Source organism: Vibrio sp. Vb1729, from assembly GCF_033338655.1.
Lineage (GTDB): Bacteria > Pseudomonadota > Gammaproteobacteria > Enterobacterales > Vibrionaceae > Vibrio > Vibrio alginolyticus.
In genome coordinates, this window is record NZ_JAWOTB010000012.1 from 66,757 (window position 1) to 79,959 (window position 13,203).

Genomic DNA, 13,203 nt, shown 5'->3' on the forward strand with positions numbered 1-13,203 from the left:
GCTAACGGCAATTTGAAGGCCAAATCGTATAGCATTTAATGCTACCTTGATAATATTTTTACGGTATATATTTGGCAAAGCACATCAAAAGGAGTCATCCGTGTCTGAGTTCCATTCTGAGATCAGTACCTTATCACCTGCTCCACTTTGGCAGTTTTTCGATAAGATTTGTTCTATCCCTCATCCATCGAAACATGAAGAAGCATTAGCACAGTACATTATCAACTGGGCAACAGAGCAAGGCTTTGACGTTCGCCGTGATCCAACCGGTAACGTGTTCATCAAAAAGCCCGCGACACCAGGAATGGAAAATAAGAAGGCTGTTGTACTTCAAGCACACATCGACATGGTGCCGCAGAAAAACGAAGACACTGAACACGACTTCACCAAAGATCCAATCCAACCTTACATCAATGGCGAATGGGTAACTGCGAAAGGCACGACGCTTGGTGCAGATAACGGTATTGGTATGGCTTCTTGCCTTGCTGTATTGGCATCTAAAGATATTAAGCACGGTCCACTCGAAGTTCTGCTGACGATTGATGAAGAAGCAGGCATGACTGGCGCATTTGGCCTTGAAGCTGGTTGGTTAGAGGGTGAGATTCTTCTAAATACAGACTCTGAACAAGAAGGCGAAGTCTACATGGGTTGTGCAGGTGGCGTTGATGGCACCATGACTTTCGATATTTCTCGAGAATCAACGCCTGCAGGTTTTGTAACACGCCAACTGACGCTGAAAGGCCTAAAAGGTGGTCACTCAGGTTGTGACATTCACACAGGTCGCGGTAATGCCAACAAATTACTTGGTCGTTTCCTTGCCGGTCATGCTCAAGAGCTTGATTTACGTTTAGTCGAATTCCGTGGTGGTAGCTTACGTAATGCAATCCCTCGCGAAGCGTTTGTTACTGTCGCGCTTCCTGTCGAAAACCAAGACAAGCTTGCTGAGCTGTTCAACCACTACACTGAGCTGCTTAAAACTGAATTGGGTAAAATCGAAACAGGTATCGTAACCTTTAATGAAGTGATCACGACTGACGCGCAAGTATTTTCAATCGCCGATCAGCAACGATTCATTGCGGCACTTAACGCTTGTCCAAACGGCGTAATCCGTATGAGTGATGAGGTGGAAGGCGTTGTTGAAACTTCTCTAAACGTTGGTGTGATCAGCACAGAAGAAAATAAAGTCACCGTGCTTTGCTTGATTCGTTCTCTCATTGACTCTGGCCGTAGCCAAGTGGAAAGCATGCTGCGCTCGATTACTGAGCTAGCAGGCGCACAAATTCAGTTCTCAGGCGCTTACCCTGGCTGGAAGCCAGATGCAGATTCCGAGATCATGGCAATTTTCCGTGATATGTATGAAGGCATTTACGGTCATAAGCCGAACATCATGGTCATCCATGCTGGTCTTGAGTGTGGCCTATTTAAAGAACCATACCCACACATGGATATGGTTTCTTTCGGTCCAACAATAAAATTCCCTCACTCTCCAGATGAGAAAGTGAAGATTGATACTGTTCAGTTGTACTGGGAACAGATGGTCGCGCTTTTAGAAGCGATTCCAGAGAAAGCATAATTCAATCACGAAAAACGACAAAGGGTGCCATACGTTATATATAGTAACTTAAAGGGTGTATATTGTGTATTAAGGCAGAGAAATCTGCCTTTTTATTGCACAATCTAAATTATAGGAATACAGTAAATTATATGTATACTGTGTATGGAAAAAGCATAATTTGTCATCAGTAAAAGTCAGAGCGACGATTGTAGAAGACAATACGGGCATCAAAAGCCAACTGTCTATCTTGGTAACAGAGCAAGGAGAGTTAAGTACAGTCACAGACTACCTACTCAAGCTAGAAGCGGACGGGGTGAGTAACTCTGTCATGGATGGATTTATTCAAGCTGTATCCTTGTTGCTGGATTATATGGAAGCAAATAGAGGATTGTTTGACGATCCGGAGTTGCTCTTTCAGACCTTTTCTAAGCGGCTATACACAGGAACGATTGGTGAAGATGGACTTGACCCATCAAGTTTGTATTGGGTGCCAAGTTCAACCAGTAACGTGAATAAGCACATTCACCGACTGACGGCATTCACTGATTGGCTGTCAGACAAGCAAGGCTCGGCACCTATGAATCCTTTGCGCGATGCCACACCTCATGAGCAGCGATTAAATTACGCTGCATGGTATAGAAAAAACCAAAATGATTTCCTCGGCCATATCGAAGATAAAACCGTCAATAAAACCATCCGTAAGGCGCGAACCATTAAGGGACGCATACCACTCACCAAAACCGAAGATGATGCTATCGCCTTTCCTGAAAAGCATTGGGAAGACTTTTATATAAATGGCATTGGTGGCGCGAGCGACCCACGAGTGGCTCTCAGGGATAAGTTAATACTCATGCTTATGCACGGTGGCGGGCTACGCGAAAGTGAGGCTTTAACGCTCTGGGTCACAGATGTGTTTGAAGCCCCCTATAAACCGGATAGCGCTATCGTTCGAATTTACGATGAAATCGACGGTAAAGCGCCAAGTGATCTTGAAGTGCGTTCTAAAAATCAGAATAGAGAAACATACTTAAAAGAAAAGTATGCGCGTATCCCTCGAATACGAATGAAAGGTACTGCTCATCTTGGTAGGAAATGGCGTTTGCCTGACCATAAAGATAAGTACATACAGGTTCAATGGTTTCCCACCGACTATGGCAGAGTGTTTATGTCACTGTGGAAAACCTATCAAAAGTACCGTGCTAGCATCGAATGCCATCACCCTTATGCGTTTATTGCGTTTCATCACAGCGCGTTAGGCAATCCTTACACCATAAACGCTTTCCATGATAACTACGCCAACGGCTTAAAGCGCATTGGTTTAGAGCCGAGCAAGGCAGAAGGCTTAGATCCACATGGGCACCGACATAATTACGGCAGACGGTTAGAGCGTTCAGGTCTGAACCCTTTGGTGATTCGCCGCTGTATGCACCACAAGTCTTTGGACTCACAAATCCCCTACACAGGAAAAGGTCAGCAGGAAATCTCTGACGAACTGACCCAAGCGACGTTGCAACTGGCAAACCCTGAATCCAAAGTCAAAGCGCTCGACTGGAAAACTCTGATTGAGAATGGTTTTGATGACGTCGACCCGCAGGGCTACTTCACTGGCAAGCATCCAAAATTGAGAGGTAAATAATGTCGAGTAGAGGCAAAAAACATGACGGACGCGCATCGGATTTAACCTTCTCTTGGATGTTGACCACACTTGGTGCCGAATGGCAACAATGGCAGGAACTGGCGGCTGAGTGGATGGCATCACAAACATCTGGTGTCGATGACAAGCGGAAGGCGTTAAGCCGCTTCTTTGAGTCTTATATTGCTGAATATGCACCCTATGCCATCGGCAATATAGATTTGTTTTTTAAGGGCTACCATGGACATAAGTGCTCTAGCGAAGAGTTGGAAAAACTGGTTAAAAAAACGCAAAACAGCCCCGCTTTCATCTATAAAGGCGTGAACTATCCTTATGAATTCATCGACTTTGTTATTGAAAAAGTGTTCTCCGAAGAAGATGATAATGGCAACCTTACTTTCTTAGTTCAAAACCCGCTCAATAAAATTAAAGTACAATTTAATACTGCGGAAACCGTACGTAACCCTTTGCCGTATCGCTATATTCAGGACTTGCGCCAAATCCTTTGTCCGTTACCTGATAAAACCGAACTTGCGGTCATTGAGAAAAATCTCAAGGACGATGATTCCTTTCTCTCAGCTTATTACTATCGCCATTTTAAGCACTGGACTTGGGCGCAGCATCAGACAGGACATGGTTCTCTAGGCGGTGACTGGTTTGAAGTCGAGCCTGAACTGATTGATAAATCCGACCCTGACTGTGTGTGGCGTAGCAAAGAGGTTTTACGCAAACCCAAGGGAGACAAAGCAGCAGTGCCTACCGTTATTCACCAAATCTGGTCGCCTGTAAAAGCGATGGTGATTTTTATGAAGCTCCATCTCCCTCTACGTACCTATCAGGTACGTATGCTAGACAGTGGAGAGGCCGATACGTGGCGATACGAAAATGGTCAATGGGTAGTGAATACCCAACATGATTTTGTTCTTGGAAGTGAAAAGCGCCCTTTTGGGAAAGGTGTTTTCCGCCGCATACATGACACCATGACAGGGCTGTATTCAACAGGGTTGTATATCAACACCAACAAGACCGCTGACCAGAACAAAGATGAACTGGAACGTGGTTACATCATCCCTTGGCAGAACGAAGAGATGCTGTACTGGCTGGAAAAACTGCGTAACTGGCAAGAAAAATACAACCCGATTGTAAAGCCTACCGACTGCACTGCATTATTGAAAAAGCACACTGTCAATAAAAAATCGGACAAACAACTAGAGAGCATGGGTGAAATTGCTTTTTTGTTTCGTGATGCTTCAGCAAAGGGTGAGGATAAGCACAAACCTATCAGTGCCACCGCAACAGCTCCTTTTTGGTATCAACTTCTCCTTGAGTTAGAAAACCAACTTGCAGAGCAAGGTAATACACTTGAAAATGGCAAACGTTTAAAACTGGTTGTGGATTACCCGGAAGGTAAGAGTAAAGGGGATATGAGTGCCACACTCTTTCCTTTGCACAGTTTGCGTGTCTCACTCATCACGGCTTATACGATGGATTCACAACTGCCATTGCCCGTGATTTCTAAGCTATTGGCAGGGCATACGCGCCTGTTGATGACTATCTACTATAACAAAATCACCCCATCGGTGATGGCAGAAAAAATGGATGAAGCGCATGGAGAGCTAGACGAAAAATCCAAGCAATCGGTACGCAATTTCCTCAAAGATGCCTCGATGGAGCAAATACAATGCAAGATGGTGTATCACAACGATGATAGCATTCAGGCGGCGCTGGTTAACCGTAACCCGATAGGTTGGGAGGAGCGCTCGTGTGGGGTGTGTCTGGTTGGTGGCAACACCGTTAAATCAAATGAAGCCAGTACTCTTGGAGGTTGTTGGAACGGTGGCGAGTTGATAAGAGATGCCAAATCTGCCACACATCGCATTTATTCTAGCGTACCTCACGGCCCTGAAAACTGCTCTCGCTGCCGCTGGTTTATTACCGAAGCACGTTACCTTCCTGCACTCAATGCCTGCTTCAATCAACTGAGCTACAAAGCGCATCAGGCCGCGAGCCTATCTGTTGAGATTGAAGGTAAACTGGAAGCTCTCAAAGACGAACAGTTCTTTTGTGAGGAGCAAGGCAAGTTGTTTATCAAGTACGATGAACTGCAAGCCCTACAGCGCCGCTATGAAAAACAGCAAGTCGAAGCTGATGAATACGCCAAAGACTGGATTGCGTGCTTTGAGCTTATCAATAAAGTAATTCGTGTCGAAGAAACCAGAAATGAAGATGACGCCAAAGATAAGCTGATTGCGGTTGGCTCTGAGCAAGATGTAAGTCATGCCCTGAGGTTTATCGAAACCGACTCAGAGTTACTGCACTTATCACTGCTGTGTGATAACGCGGAGTTTTACCCTGACTTACAGGACGAGCTGCGTAAAACCCCCGCGATAGAAAAGCGCTCTCGTCAACTTAGCCGTGTGCTGATGAAAAAAGGCTTTGAGCCGATTTTTATGGAAATGGACGACAAACAGCAACTCATCGCTGCCAATGCCATGTTGCGTCAAATGGCGAAAATTGCTGACCCTGATGACAAACTTGAAGGCTACCGCAAGGTGGCGAACTACATCGAAGCGGGAGAATACCTGAACGATAACAAACTGTTATCTCAGGGTATTCATGCATTGACTGATAAAACCATTCACCTAGATGGCATCGCACTACCGAACTTATTGGAGGGCTAATGGAACTCGATATTGATGTTATTCTGGCTGACTTAAAAGAAGGCAAGCTGCCTCGCACGCAGCACAACCTCGATAAGCTCAACGACACACTGAAAGCCTATGCGGAATCAGGTCAGCGTGACTTCTCCATCACGCAAATTGGACGGGTGTCAGCCGAAAATGGCGGATTGGCGTATGAGGCTTTGCGTGCCACCCGTAACAAGCACTACCGAACACTCATCGAAGCATGGGCAGCGAAGTGCAATACCAATACCAAAAAACCGCTATCCAACACCTCACGCTCTAAATCAATCCCTGCGGACAATAAACTGTTAGAGCGCATCCCAGACCCTGCGGTTCGCGCCTTGTTCGGTCAAATCATTGCCGAACGTAACCGCTACCGCAAAGAGGTCAATTTACTCAAGCAACACGCCAATATTACCATCGACAAACGCCCTGTACGCCAGTTTGATACCACCGCAGAAGTGAGCGTGGAAGTGCTGCCATCTCTATCAGGCGCACTCACCGAATCAGAGAAAAAAGCCTTAGCGTATGCCATTTCTGATGAATGTATGGAAAAAAACGACTGGCAATATACTCAGGCGGGGCAAGTAAAAGACATGGAATACAACAGCGAAGTATTCCCTAGGGGCTTTGTCACAGGGCTGCGCAAGCTACTGGGTGAGGTAGATGACTAATGGCAAGTGGGCAGCCGAAATGAACTCACTTAGTTAGTTCATTTCGGCTTGTATCTCAGGCTCAAGAAGCAAAGTCTCTCGCTGAATTTCACGGTCTTGAAATCGTTGTCCCCCCCACTTCGAATTTGGCTTTCGCACTCAAATCCATCAAAAAAACATTGAGTACAAGGGCGTTTTTAGTAGTCTGGTGGCAACAATAAAGTCCGAACATGCAATTACATAACAAGCAATTTAAGCAGCCCCCTCAACGTGTGGCATTTTTACTATGCGTTGGTTTTAGTGTTTAAGGTGGTATGTTGCAACTTCGGTATTGCGTTGCTCACACCTTAACAGGGTGTTAGTTTGCATATTTCAGTGTGGTGAGAGAGAAAATATTATGTATGACACAGACCCTCATTATTGTGTTAGCCAAAAGTTTAGCGACATAATTTTAGAAGAGTTCATTGAGCCAAACAGTCGAGACTTATCTAAACATCGCATTTCACAAATAAGTCTAAAAGGGGATAAACGACTTTACAATATCTCTCTATTAACATGCGACGGCTTTACATCTGATGCTGCTTTTGATTTACAGCAGTCACAAGGTGAGCAAGTTGAGTTTAGCCAAACTTTCAACTTTGAGGTGCGAGAAATAATCATTAGCTGTATTGGCCTTGACGAAGAGATATCGATCTCAACTGCTGAGTGTGGGGAAGATTTTATTACTTCACAATTCAGTACAGAGCAGTTTATCTCGTTGTTAAGGTTTGGATTCAATCTAGTATTCTCCAAACTACAAGAAAGTAATTCAGAAGTAATACGGGCCCGCTCAAGTTGGTATGGCGATGAACATCCGTCTTCGCCAGGTGGGTTTGCTTTTTTTATTCCCAGAAAAAAAGAAGAAAATTAAGCGATAAATAAACCCCTTGGGTACAGCTGAGAACAAACTAACAAACTTCTCAAGAGGGATTCGCAACGCGGCGTTATGTGCTTGGAGGAAATAATATGCAAAAGAAGCAAATTGCAAAATAGATATTATTTTTCCTTGGTATTGGAATTGTTATAGCTGTTGGCTTTGATCAGCTGTTCTTTCGAGGAAAGCTTATAGAGACTCATCACGGCGTGGTTCTATCTTCGTGGGATAACACTAATGCTCCTGATAAAAGCCGAAGCATCCACATTTATAGAGCAGCCGTAAAGTTAGAGCATGGGGAGGTTGTTCAGGTTATTTGCAAGTCGATCTGTATTGAGGGCAAGGTGGTTATTGTTGAACAGTACAAGCCATTGTTTGGCAGCTACAGCAACTATTACAGTTCATTATTGGCTCCGTAAAAATGTAACTACACGCATAACAAACGTCTAAGGCTTCAAGATACTTTTTCTAATCCAAGTCTCGCACATTAGAACCCATACTCTAACGTGCTTTTGTCCAGAGGTGTGCCAGCGCCGATCACGGCAAACACACCTTTGCCCCAAAGTGAGCCAGAAGTGGCTTTACCGAAACCAAATTTTTGTAGTGAGAAAGAGTCTTCCATGTAGGCGTTAAATCCACAATGCAAGATCTGACACCGCATATTCGACTTCACCTAAGAAATCACGGGCTCGGCCGCAAGGCTTTCAGCCCTCTTGACATCACCCCAGAACCTACTTTACGATTAAGGTTGTTGGCCCCCGACTCAGCCTTTTAGGTCGTTAGCAGTTGGTGTGTGTTAGCACTGGTGCGAACGACCTGTCTCTCGCTTACTCCCCTGTGGAGGCCCGTTGAAGGGCAAGGCAAACTGCGACATGCTTTAGGCATGTGTAAGACCTCCGAAGTGTACTAATGCGTCTCGCGTTAGGTATTTCATAGCTTATTTCCCAACGAAACTAAGCTGACGCTAGGATGAATCGAGCGAGCATCTCATAGCAATTCAGCGACTGTTTCGATGGAGATCCCTATGAAACCACTACATACTAGTACTCCCCAAAAACCAACCCGCAAGGGTAATCTACGTCGCCCTCAGCAACAGCTCCGTGAGTTGGCCCTGACCGAAGCCGATGGCTTTGCCGATCTAATGGCCCTTGTCCGCCACTTTAGTGAAACCCAACTGGGCACCCCACTCAATGACGGCAAGTGCCGAGAGAAAACAGCCGCCTTACTCGGCTACCCTAAACACAGCCTGTTCCGAAAGGACTACAAGGCCAAGCACGCCCTGCGAGCGGCCATCGACAAGCTGAAGCTGGAGGAGCTGCGCCTCACACTGGACGAGACCCACCGGAATAACAAAAGCATGTATCAGGTGCTAATCATCCGACCGAATAACCATATCAATGATCAGCTCTGTGAGGTCTATTTGGAGTGGACCAAGCGACTGCGTGAGGCCATGGGGCGCCGTGACATACAGGCCGATGCCGAGGCTATGGCTGACTACCTGAGCCAACTTTGTGGGGTTACACCCCGGGTACGGATCACCGAGACCCAGCGCTTTGAGCAGTGCAATCCTGAACAGTTGGCGATGGATCACATCCGCCGCCATGGCTTGTTCCTGTCACCCCGCAATCAGGGGGAAGAGAGGCTGGAGCATAACTCAGAGACCGACTATAAGGTTGCCATTAGCCCCAGTGCGGTCTTCCTCCACCAGTCCGATGCTTTTTTCGGGCGCTGGCGCGACGAGCACAATAAGACGTGGAAACTGCGTATCCATGCCACACTCGACAATGTCCTTACCCTTTCGACGCTGCAAATTGCCCTGAATCAGATCCACCTGCTGTGCCCAGCGCTGGAGCAGTGCTACCTCTTACCCGAGCAACTCCCGGAGATGTTGACACGATTTCTTGAAGGCGAGCCGAAATCCCTTACGCTGCACTATACAGTCCCCGAGCACGGCCAAGCGCCCAATCCGGTCGTGCTGGATATTGGCAGTGAAGTCATGAGTTTCTCCAATAACTTCAAAGGCGGTGTTTGGGGCAATGTGAATATCGAACCGCAACCTTTACCCGTGAATACAGGCCACCCGCTGTGGGAGGAGGCCCACATACAGCCAGATTACCCTATTCTGGATTAAACCAAAGGGCTGATCCACACTGACTTAGCCCCTACGTTTTGGGATTCTAAACAGTTGTGTCCCAGGCTCATTCATGGCGGAGTCGCCACTTGTGCCAGCAACAGTGGTCATGTGATATTAGCAGCACCATACTATTTGCTGGGGAAATACCGAGGCGGCATGACCGCCTCGGCCTTTTCCTTAGTCAGTGGGCGCACGCCAGCAACAATTCCAAGTAGGGATATAGCTGCGCGAGCATCTCTGGCAGTGTCACGATAAGCAGGGCGGCATTGCTGTTTGGGGGTTGTGTCATTACGGCGACCTCACGTTGATTTTAAAAAAACGCACTGGACGGAATTGTCCTTAAAGTGCTGAATCTCATGACGGTTCACGTTGACTCAATTTTATGAGTTGGCTTTGCCTTGTTCAATCTTTCGGTATGCGTGAAGTACCGTAGTATGATCGCGAATTACTAGAGTTTTTTCCTTCTACCCCAATCTCTACTTATCTGAAGTAGACGCTTTTGGGCGCAATCCCTAACTCGCTTCTGTCCATAGCCGTTTCAGCTCTTCCTGACCCCTACTAAACGTGACTGCCAAACTTCATGTTGACCAACAACATTGAAAGGAGGTCATCATGAGAAAGCTATCTTCTGGAAAATGCAGCGGCGTTAAAAGACCATTTAAGCTTGAAGAGATCTGGCGAATCAGAACTAGGCTGGAGATTGAAAACGATCTGATGCAACTTGCACTACTGAACCTAGCGATAGATAGCAAGTTAAGAGCGAGTGATTTGCTAAAGCTACATGTTTACGATGTTTCTTCGCAAGGAGTTATCTATGAGAGGGTTCAGTGCATCCAGCAAAAAACGGGCACCGATGTCCACTATGAGATTACTCCGAGAACGCAGCAAAGTATTAGCAGGTGGGTTTTTGCAGCATCCCTAGAGGCAAGCAGTTTTCTATTCCCGAGCAGCCGACGATCTGGGCAACCTATCAGCTACTCATTCTATCGATCTATTATCAGAAACTGGGCTGAAAAACTGGGATTGAATGCTGACTATTACGGCACTCATTCCATGCGCCGTACTAAAGCCACTTTAATCTATGCCAGAACGAAAAACATAAGGGCCGTACAGATCTTACTTGGACATTCGAAGCTAGATAACACAATTCGATACCTTGGCGTTGAGCTAGAAGACGCTCTGAGGCTATCTGAGAAAACAGACTGCTGACAGGCAGGATCTGTTACAGGCTTTTCTTCTGAAAAGCCTGTGCCCCATTATAAGACAGAGTAAATACTCATTCATATCCTGTTTATTGGGTTTTGCCTTACTAAAAGTAATCCATTCTTCTAATGCTATTCGTTGTTAATCCTCGTGTTGTATTGCGGGGGGCTCTTAAGTTGTCAACATCGTACACAGAACCACCATGTTGTATTTATTCAACATGGTGCATTTAGAAAGAACGTCTTCCCCCAACGGTATCCTTAAACCTTGCTCGAGGAGCTTTGCCATCCATCGTCCATTTAAGGTTCGCAGGTATAAATTGACTTGAATCGGGAGTTTGCCAACTTGCTTCACCGTTTTTTCTGGCGTCCAATTGATGGTTGGTACGTTATCTTCAATCGCAATGGACAAAATATTGAGTTCATCGAGAGCAGCCATAAGGTTCTGACACAAGAGGATTTTGAGCGGTTTTTAGAACAGATTGAGTCGTGTGAATAAGAAAAGGCGTCATCGTGACGCCTTTTAGCTTTTACTCTTTGAAGCAGGGAAGTCCCTGCAGAGCACGCCAATCTTTCACTATTTTTGCTATTCCTTCAGGAGTATCTTCACCTGGGTTCTCTGGGTAGTAAATTAAGTCTGAACCTGCAGGATGCTCCGTAATTGATATGAAGTGTTCAAGCAACTTATCTTGATAATCATCACTACCCTTTGATTCAATTATCTCATCTAGTAAATTTATAAACTCAGCTTCAGTATAAGCACTCAATGTGTTTTTTAATTCCATAGTTAACTCTTGTGTATATCAATATGGTTACGGGGGGTGTTTACTCTTAAGTTGTCAACATCGTATACAGAACCGCCATGTTGTATTTCTTCAACATGGTGCAGTTCGAAAGAACGTCTTCCCCCGACGGTATCCTTAAACCTTGCTCGAGGAGCTTTGCCATCCATCATCCGTTTAAGGTTCGCAGGTATAAATTGACTTGAATCGGGAGTAGTTTGCCAACTTGCTTCACCGTTTTCTTCTGGCGTCCAATTGATGGTTGGTCCGTTATCTTCAATCGCAATGGACAAAATGTTGTATTCACCGAGAGCAGCTATAAGGTTCTGACAGAAGAGGACTTTGATCGGTTTTTAGAACCGGTTGAGAAATGGGAATGAGAAAAGGCGTCCTTGTAACGCCTTATGTTTATAAGCAAAGTAAAGCTTATATTAAGCATCATCTTGAGCGTATTTGATGACTCGCTCGACAGTGATCTCGGGAACATCTTCAAATAACTCTTGCAGTATAAATACCTCTAAAAAGTAGTCATACCCTTCCGGTGAGCTTCCATCCTCTGGCTCTGCGCAAAGTAAAATATGGGATTCAGGATTCCATGCACTGTCAATGTAAATGGTCAAATCAGGATCCAAGCTTGCAACATCAAGCATTAACTCTCTTAATTTCATTTTTATTTCCCCCATATCGAGTAGCCCCCCTTGTTATCTGGATGAAGTACTTTCCACTCTTCACTACCAATTGTGTGTTGTTCTCTTGGGACTAAAACCATGCTGCCTTTTTCTCTTTCATGATGCCATGTCCAACCTTTTGGAGGTCGTCTAGGAGCTAAGCCTGTAGCTGTTCTCTCTAGTTTTATATTCAAGGATTCCATCTGAGATGCAAATTCTGGATCTGTTTCCATCATCTTCAAGAGGTTCTCATTAGCTTCTTGAAAGTGACGAGCTCTCGAAACACCAGGATATGAATTCGGTGACAAAAACGTTTTAAATCCTGATGAGTAAGCATTTTCACTATATACAATATAAAGAGGAACGATACCTGAGCTTTCAGGGAATACCAAGATCGCATCACGCCAGTCTTTCTCTTCTGGAGCAGGCGTAACGGTGACGTTCGCATCGCTACCCGAGTGGATTGGCGTGACCAGTATATCGTCTTTTTCAAACCCATCACTATGATCGGGGGTAGTTTGCCAACTTGCTTCATCGTTTTCTTCTGGCGTCCAATAGATGGTTGGTCCGTTCTCTTCAATAGCAACGGACAACTGACCACTGTTCCCCTGTTTCACATATTTGATGGGGATTCGTGTGTCGTCTACATGATACCCCTGTACGTGCGGATAAAACTCGCCATCTTGGGGCTCGGTAATGTGGACACGAACGCGGCTTTGTACCGTGGTCACTTGGCGTAAATCTTGGTCTGTGTATTGGGTGTTATCGCCAAACAAGCTTTGCTGCATGGCAAACAAAGTGCCAATGCCCTCGACCTGCCAGCGGTAGCCCTCAACGATTTTGTCTTTCAATGTGCCGGCCAGTTTATCCAACTGCATAGCCGCGGTTTGGGTTTGCTGCGCTTGCTCTGGGGAACCGGCGACAGCTGCGGAACTGCCCATAGCCATTTGTGCTTGTGTCGCTTGAATGGCGGGTATGA

The 13,203-nt window shown here is 45.7% G+C and carries 12 protein-coding genes and 1 pseudogene; 7 read left to right on the forward strand and 6 right to left on the reverse strand.

The genetic code is table 11. The annotated features are described in order from the left end of the window. The first annotated feature begins 100 nt into the window (after window positions 1–100). The 5 genes from R7E29_RS08740 (at window position 101) to R7E29_RS08760 (ending at window position 7,435) form a co-directional block, all read left to right on the forward strand. Complete coding sequence (locus R7E29_RS08740; RefSeq protein WP_042521203.1) at window positions 101–1,573, forward strand: aminoacyl-histidine dipeptidase; 1,473 nt, start codon at window positions 101–103, stop codon at window positions 1,571–1,573. A gap of 160 nt (window positions 1,574–1,733) precedes the next feature. After that, window positions 1,734–3,191, forward strand: a complete 1,458-nt coding sequence (gene gmtY, locus R7E29_RS08745; RefSeq protein WP_029865152.1) for a gamma-mobile-trio recombinase GmtY — start codon at window positions 1,734–1,736, stop codon at window positions 3,189–3,191. Continuing rightward, window positions 3,191–5,869 carry an integrase family protein gene (locus R7E29_RS08750; RefSeq protein ID WP_213899795.1) on the forward strand — a complete coding sequence of 893 codons (2,679 nt, stop codon included), beginning with the start codon at window positions 3,191–3,193 and terminating at the stop codon, window positions 5,867–5,869. Before gmtY ends, R7E29_RS08750 begins: the two co-directional genes overlap by 1 nt. Further along, window positions 5,869–6,546, forward strand: a complete 678-nt coding sequence (gene gmtX / locus R7E29_RS08755) for a gamma-mobile-trio protein GmtX (RefSeq protein WP_213899794.1) — start codon at window positions 5,869–5,871, stop codon at window positions 6,544–6,546. Before R7E29_RS08750 ends, gmtX begins: the two co-directional genes overlap by 1 nt. A 376-nt stretch (window positions 6,547–6,922) precedes the next feature. Beyond that, window positions 6,923–7,435: a hypothetical protein gene (locus R7E29_RS08760; protein ID WP_025768885.1), complete on the forward strand. Its 513-nt coding sequence runs from the start codon at window positions 6,923–6,925 to the stop codon at window positions 7,433–7,435. 490 nt (window positions 7,436–7,925) lie between these two features. On the opposite strand, the gene R7E29_RS08765 is transcribed toward R7E29_RS08760, so the two are convergent. Next, a complete protein-coding gene (locus tag R7E29_RS08765) occupies window positions 7,926–8,099 on the reverse strand; it encodes a hypothetical protein (protein ID WP_318082612.1) in 174 nt (57 codons plus the stop codon). 363 nt (window positions 8,100–8,462) lie between these two features. On the opposite strand from R7E29_RS08765, the gene R7E29_RS08770 reads away from it, so the two are divergent. Both R7E29_RS08770 and R7E29_RS08775 read left to right on the forward strand, forming a co-directional pair. Then, window positions 8,463–9,569, forward strand: a complete 1,107-nt coding sequence (locus R7E29_RS08770) for a hypothetical protein (protein ID WP_069545939.1) — start codon at window positions 8,463–8,465, stop codon at window positions 9,567–9,569. A gap of 615 nt (window positions 9,570–10,184) precedes the next feature. After that, window positions 10,185–10,781: a tyrosine-type recombinase/integrase gene (locus tag R7E29_RS08775; protein WP_025577791.1), complete on the forward strand. Its 597-nt coding sequence runs from the start codon at window positions 10,185–10,187 to the stop codon at window positions 10,779–10,781. Window positions 10,782–10,946: 165 nt separating this feature from the next. Here R7E29_RS08775 and R7E29_RS08780 read toward each other — a convergent pair whose 3' ends face one another. From R7E29_RS08780 to R7E29_RS08800, 5 genes and pseudogenes are all read right to left on the reverse strand, one after another. Further along, window positions 10,947–11,213: a hypothetical protein gene (locus R7E29_RS08780; protein ID WP_005477168.1), complete on the reverse strand. Its 267-nt coding sequence runs from the start codon at window positions 11,211–11,213 to the stop codon at window positions 10,947–10,949. Between the two features lie 91 nt (window positions 11,214–11,304). Then, the gene (locus tag R7E29_RS08785; RefSeq protein ID WP_017633426.1) at window positions 11,305–11,559 is read right to left on the reverse strand and encodes a bacteriocin immunity protein; all 255 of its coding nucleotides are present in this window, start codon (window positions 11,557–11,559) and stop codon (window positions 11,305–11,307) included. A 2-nt stretch (window positions 11,560–11,561) separates the two neighbouring features. After that, a pseudogene (locus tag R7E29_RS08790) lies at window positions 11,562–11,756 on the reverse strand (HNH endonuclease); the annotation flags it as partial. 231 nt (window positions 11,757–11,987) lie between these two features. Continuing rightward, window positions 11,988–12,224, reverse strand: a complete 237-nt coding sequence (locus tag R7E29_RS08795; RefSeq protein WP_031812766.1) for a hypothetical protein — start codon at window positions 12,222–12,224, stop codon at window positions 11,988–11,990. A 2-nt stretch (window positions 12,225–12,226) separates the two neighbouring features. Continuing rightward, window positions 12,227–13,203, reverse strand: a 977-nt coding sequence (locus R7E29_RS08800; protein ID WP_318082617.1) for an S-type pyocin domain-containing protein, incomplete at its 5' end; no start/stop codon positions are given.

Excerpts from the sequence above, each read along its gene's own strand:
- R7E29_RS08775 (WP_025577791.1), top strand. The coding sequence starts at position 10,185 with ATGAGAAAGCTATCTTCTGGAAAATGCAGCGGCGTTAAAAGACCATTT.
- R7E29_RS08765 (WP_318082612.1), bottom strand. The coding sequence starts at position 8,099 with ATGCGGTGTCAGATCTTGCATTGTGGATTTAACGCCTACATGGAAGAC.
- R7E29_RS08785 (WP_017633426.1), bottom strand. The coding sequence starts at position 11,559 with ATGGAATTAAAAAACACATTGAGTGCTTATACTGAAGCTGAGTTTATA.
- gmtX (WP_213899794.1), top strand. The coding sequence starts at position 5,869 with ATGGAACTCGATATTGATGTTATTCTGGCTGACTTAAAAGAAGGCAAG.
- R7E29_RS08760 (WP_025768885.1), top strand. The coding sequence starts at position 6,923 with ATGTATGACACAGACCCTCATTATTGTGTTAGCCAAAAGTTTAGCGAC.
- R7E29_RS08770 (WP_069545939.1), top strand. The coding sequence starts at position 8,463 with ATGAAACCACTACATACTAGTACTCCCCAAAAACCAACCCGCAAGGGT.
- R7E29_RS08780 (WP_005477168.1), bottom strand. The coding sequence starts at position 11,213 with ATGGCTGCTCTCGATGAACTCAATATTTTGTCCATTGCGATTGAAGAT.
- R7E29_RS08750 (WP_213899795.1), top strand. The coding sequence starts at position 3,191 with ATGTCGAGTAGAGGCAAAAAACATGACGGACGCGCATCGGATTTAACC.
- R7E29_RS08795 (WP_031812766.1), bottom strand. The coding sequence starts at position 12,224 with ATGAAATTAAGAGAGTTAATGCTTGATGTTGCAAGCTTGGATCCTGAT.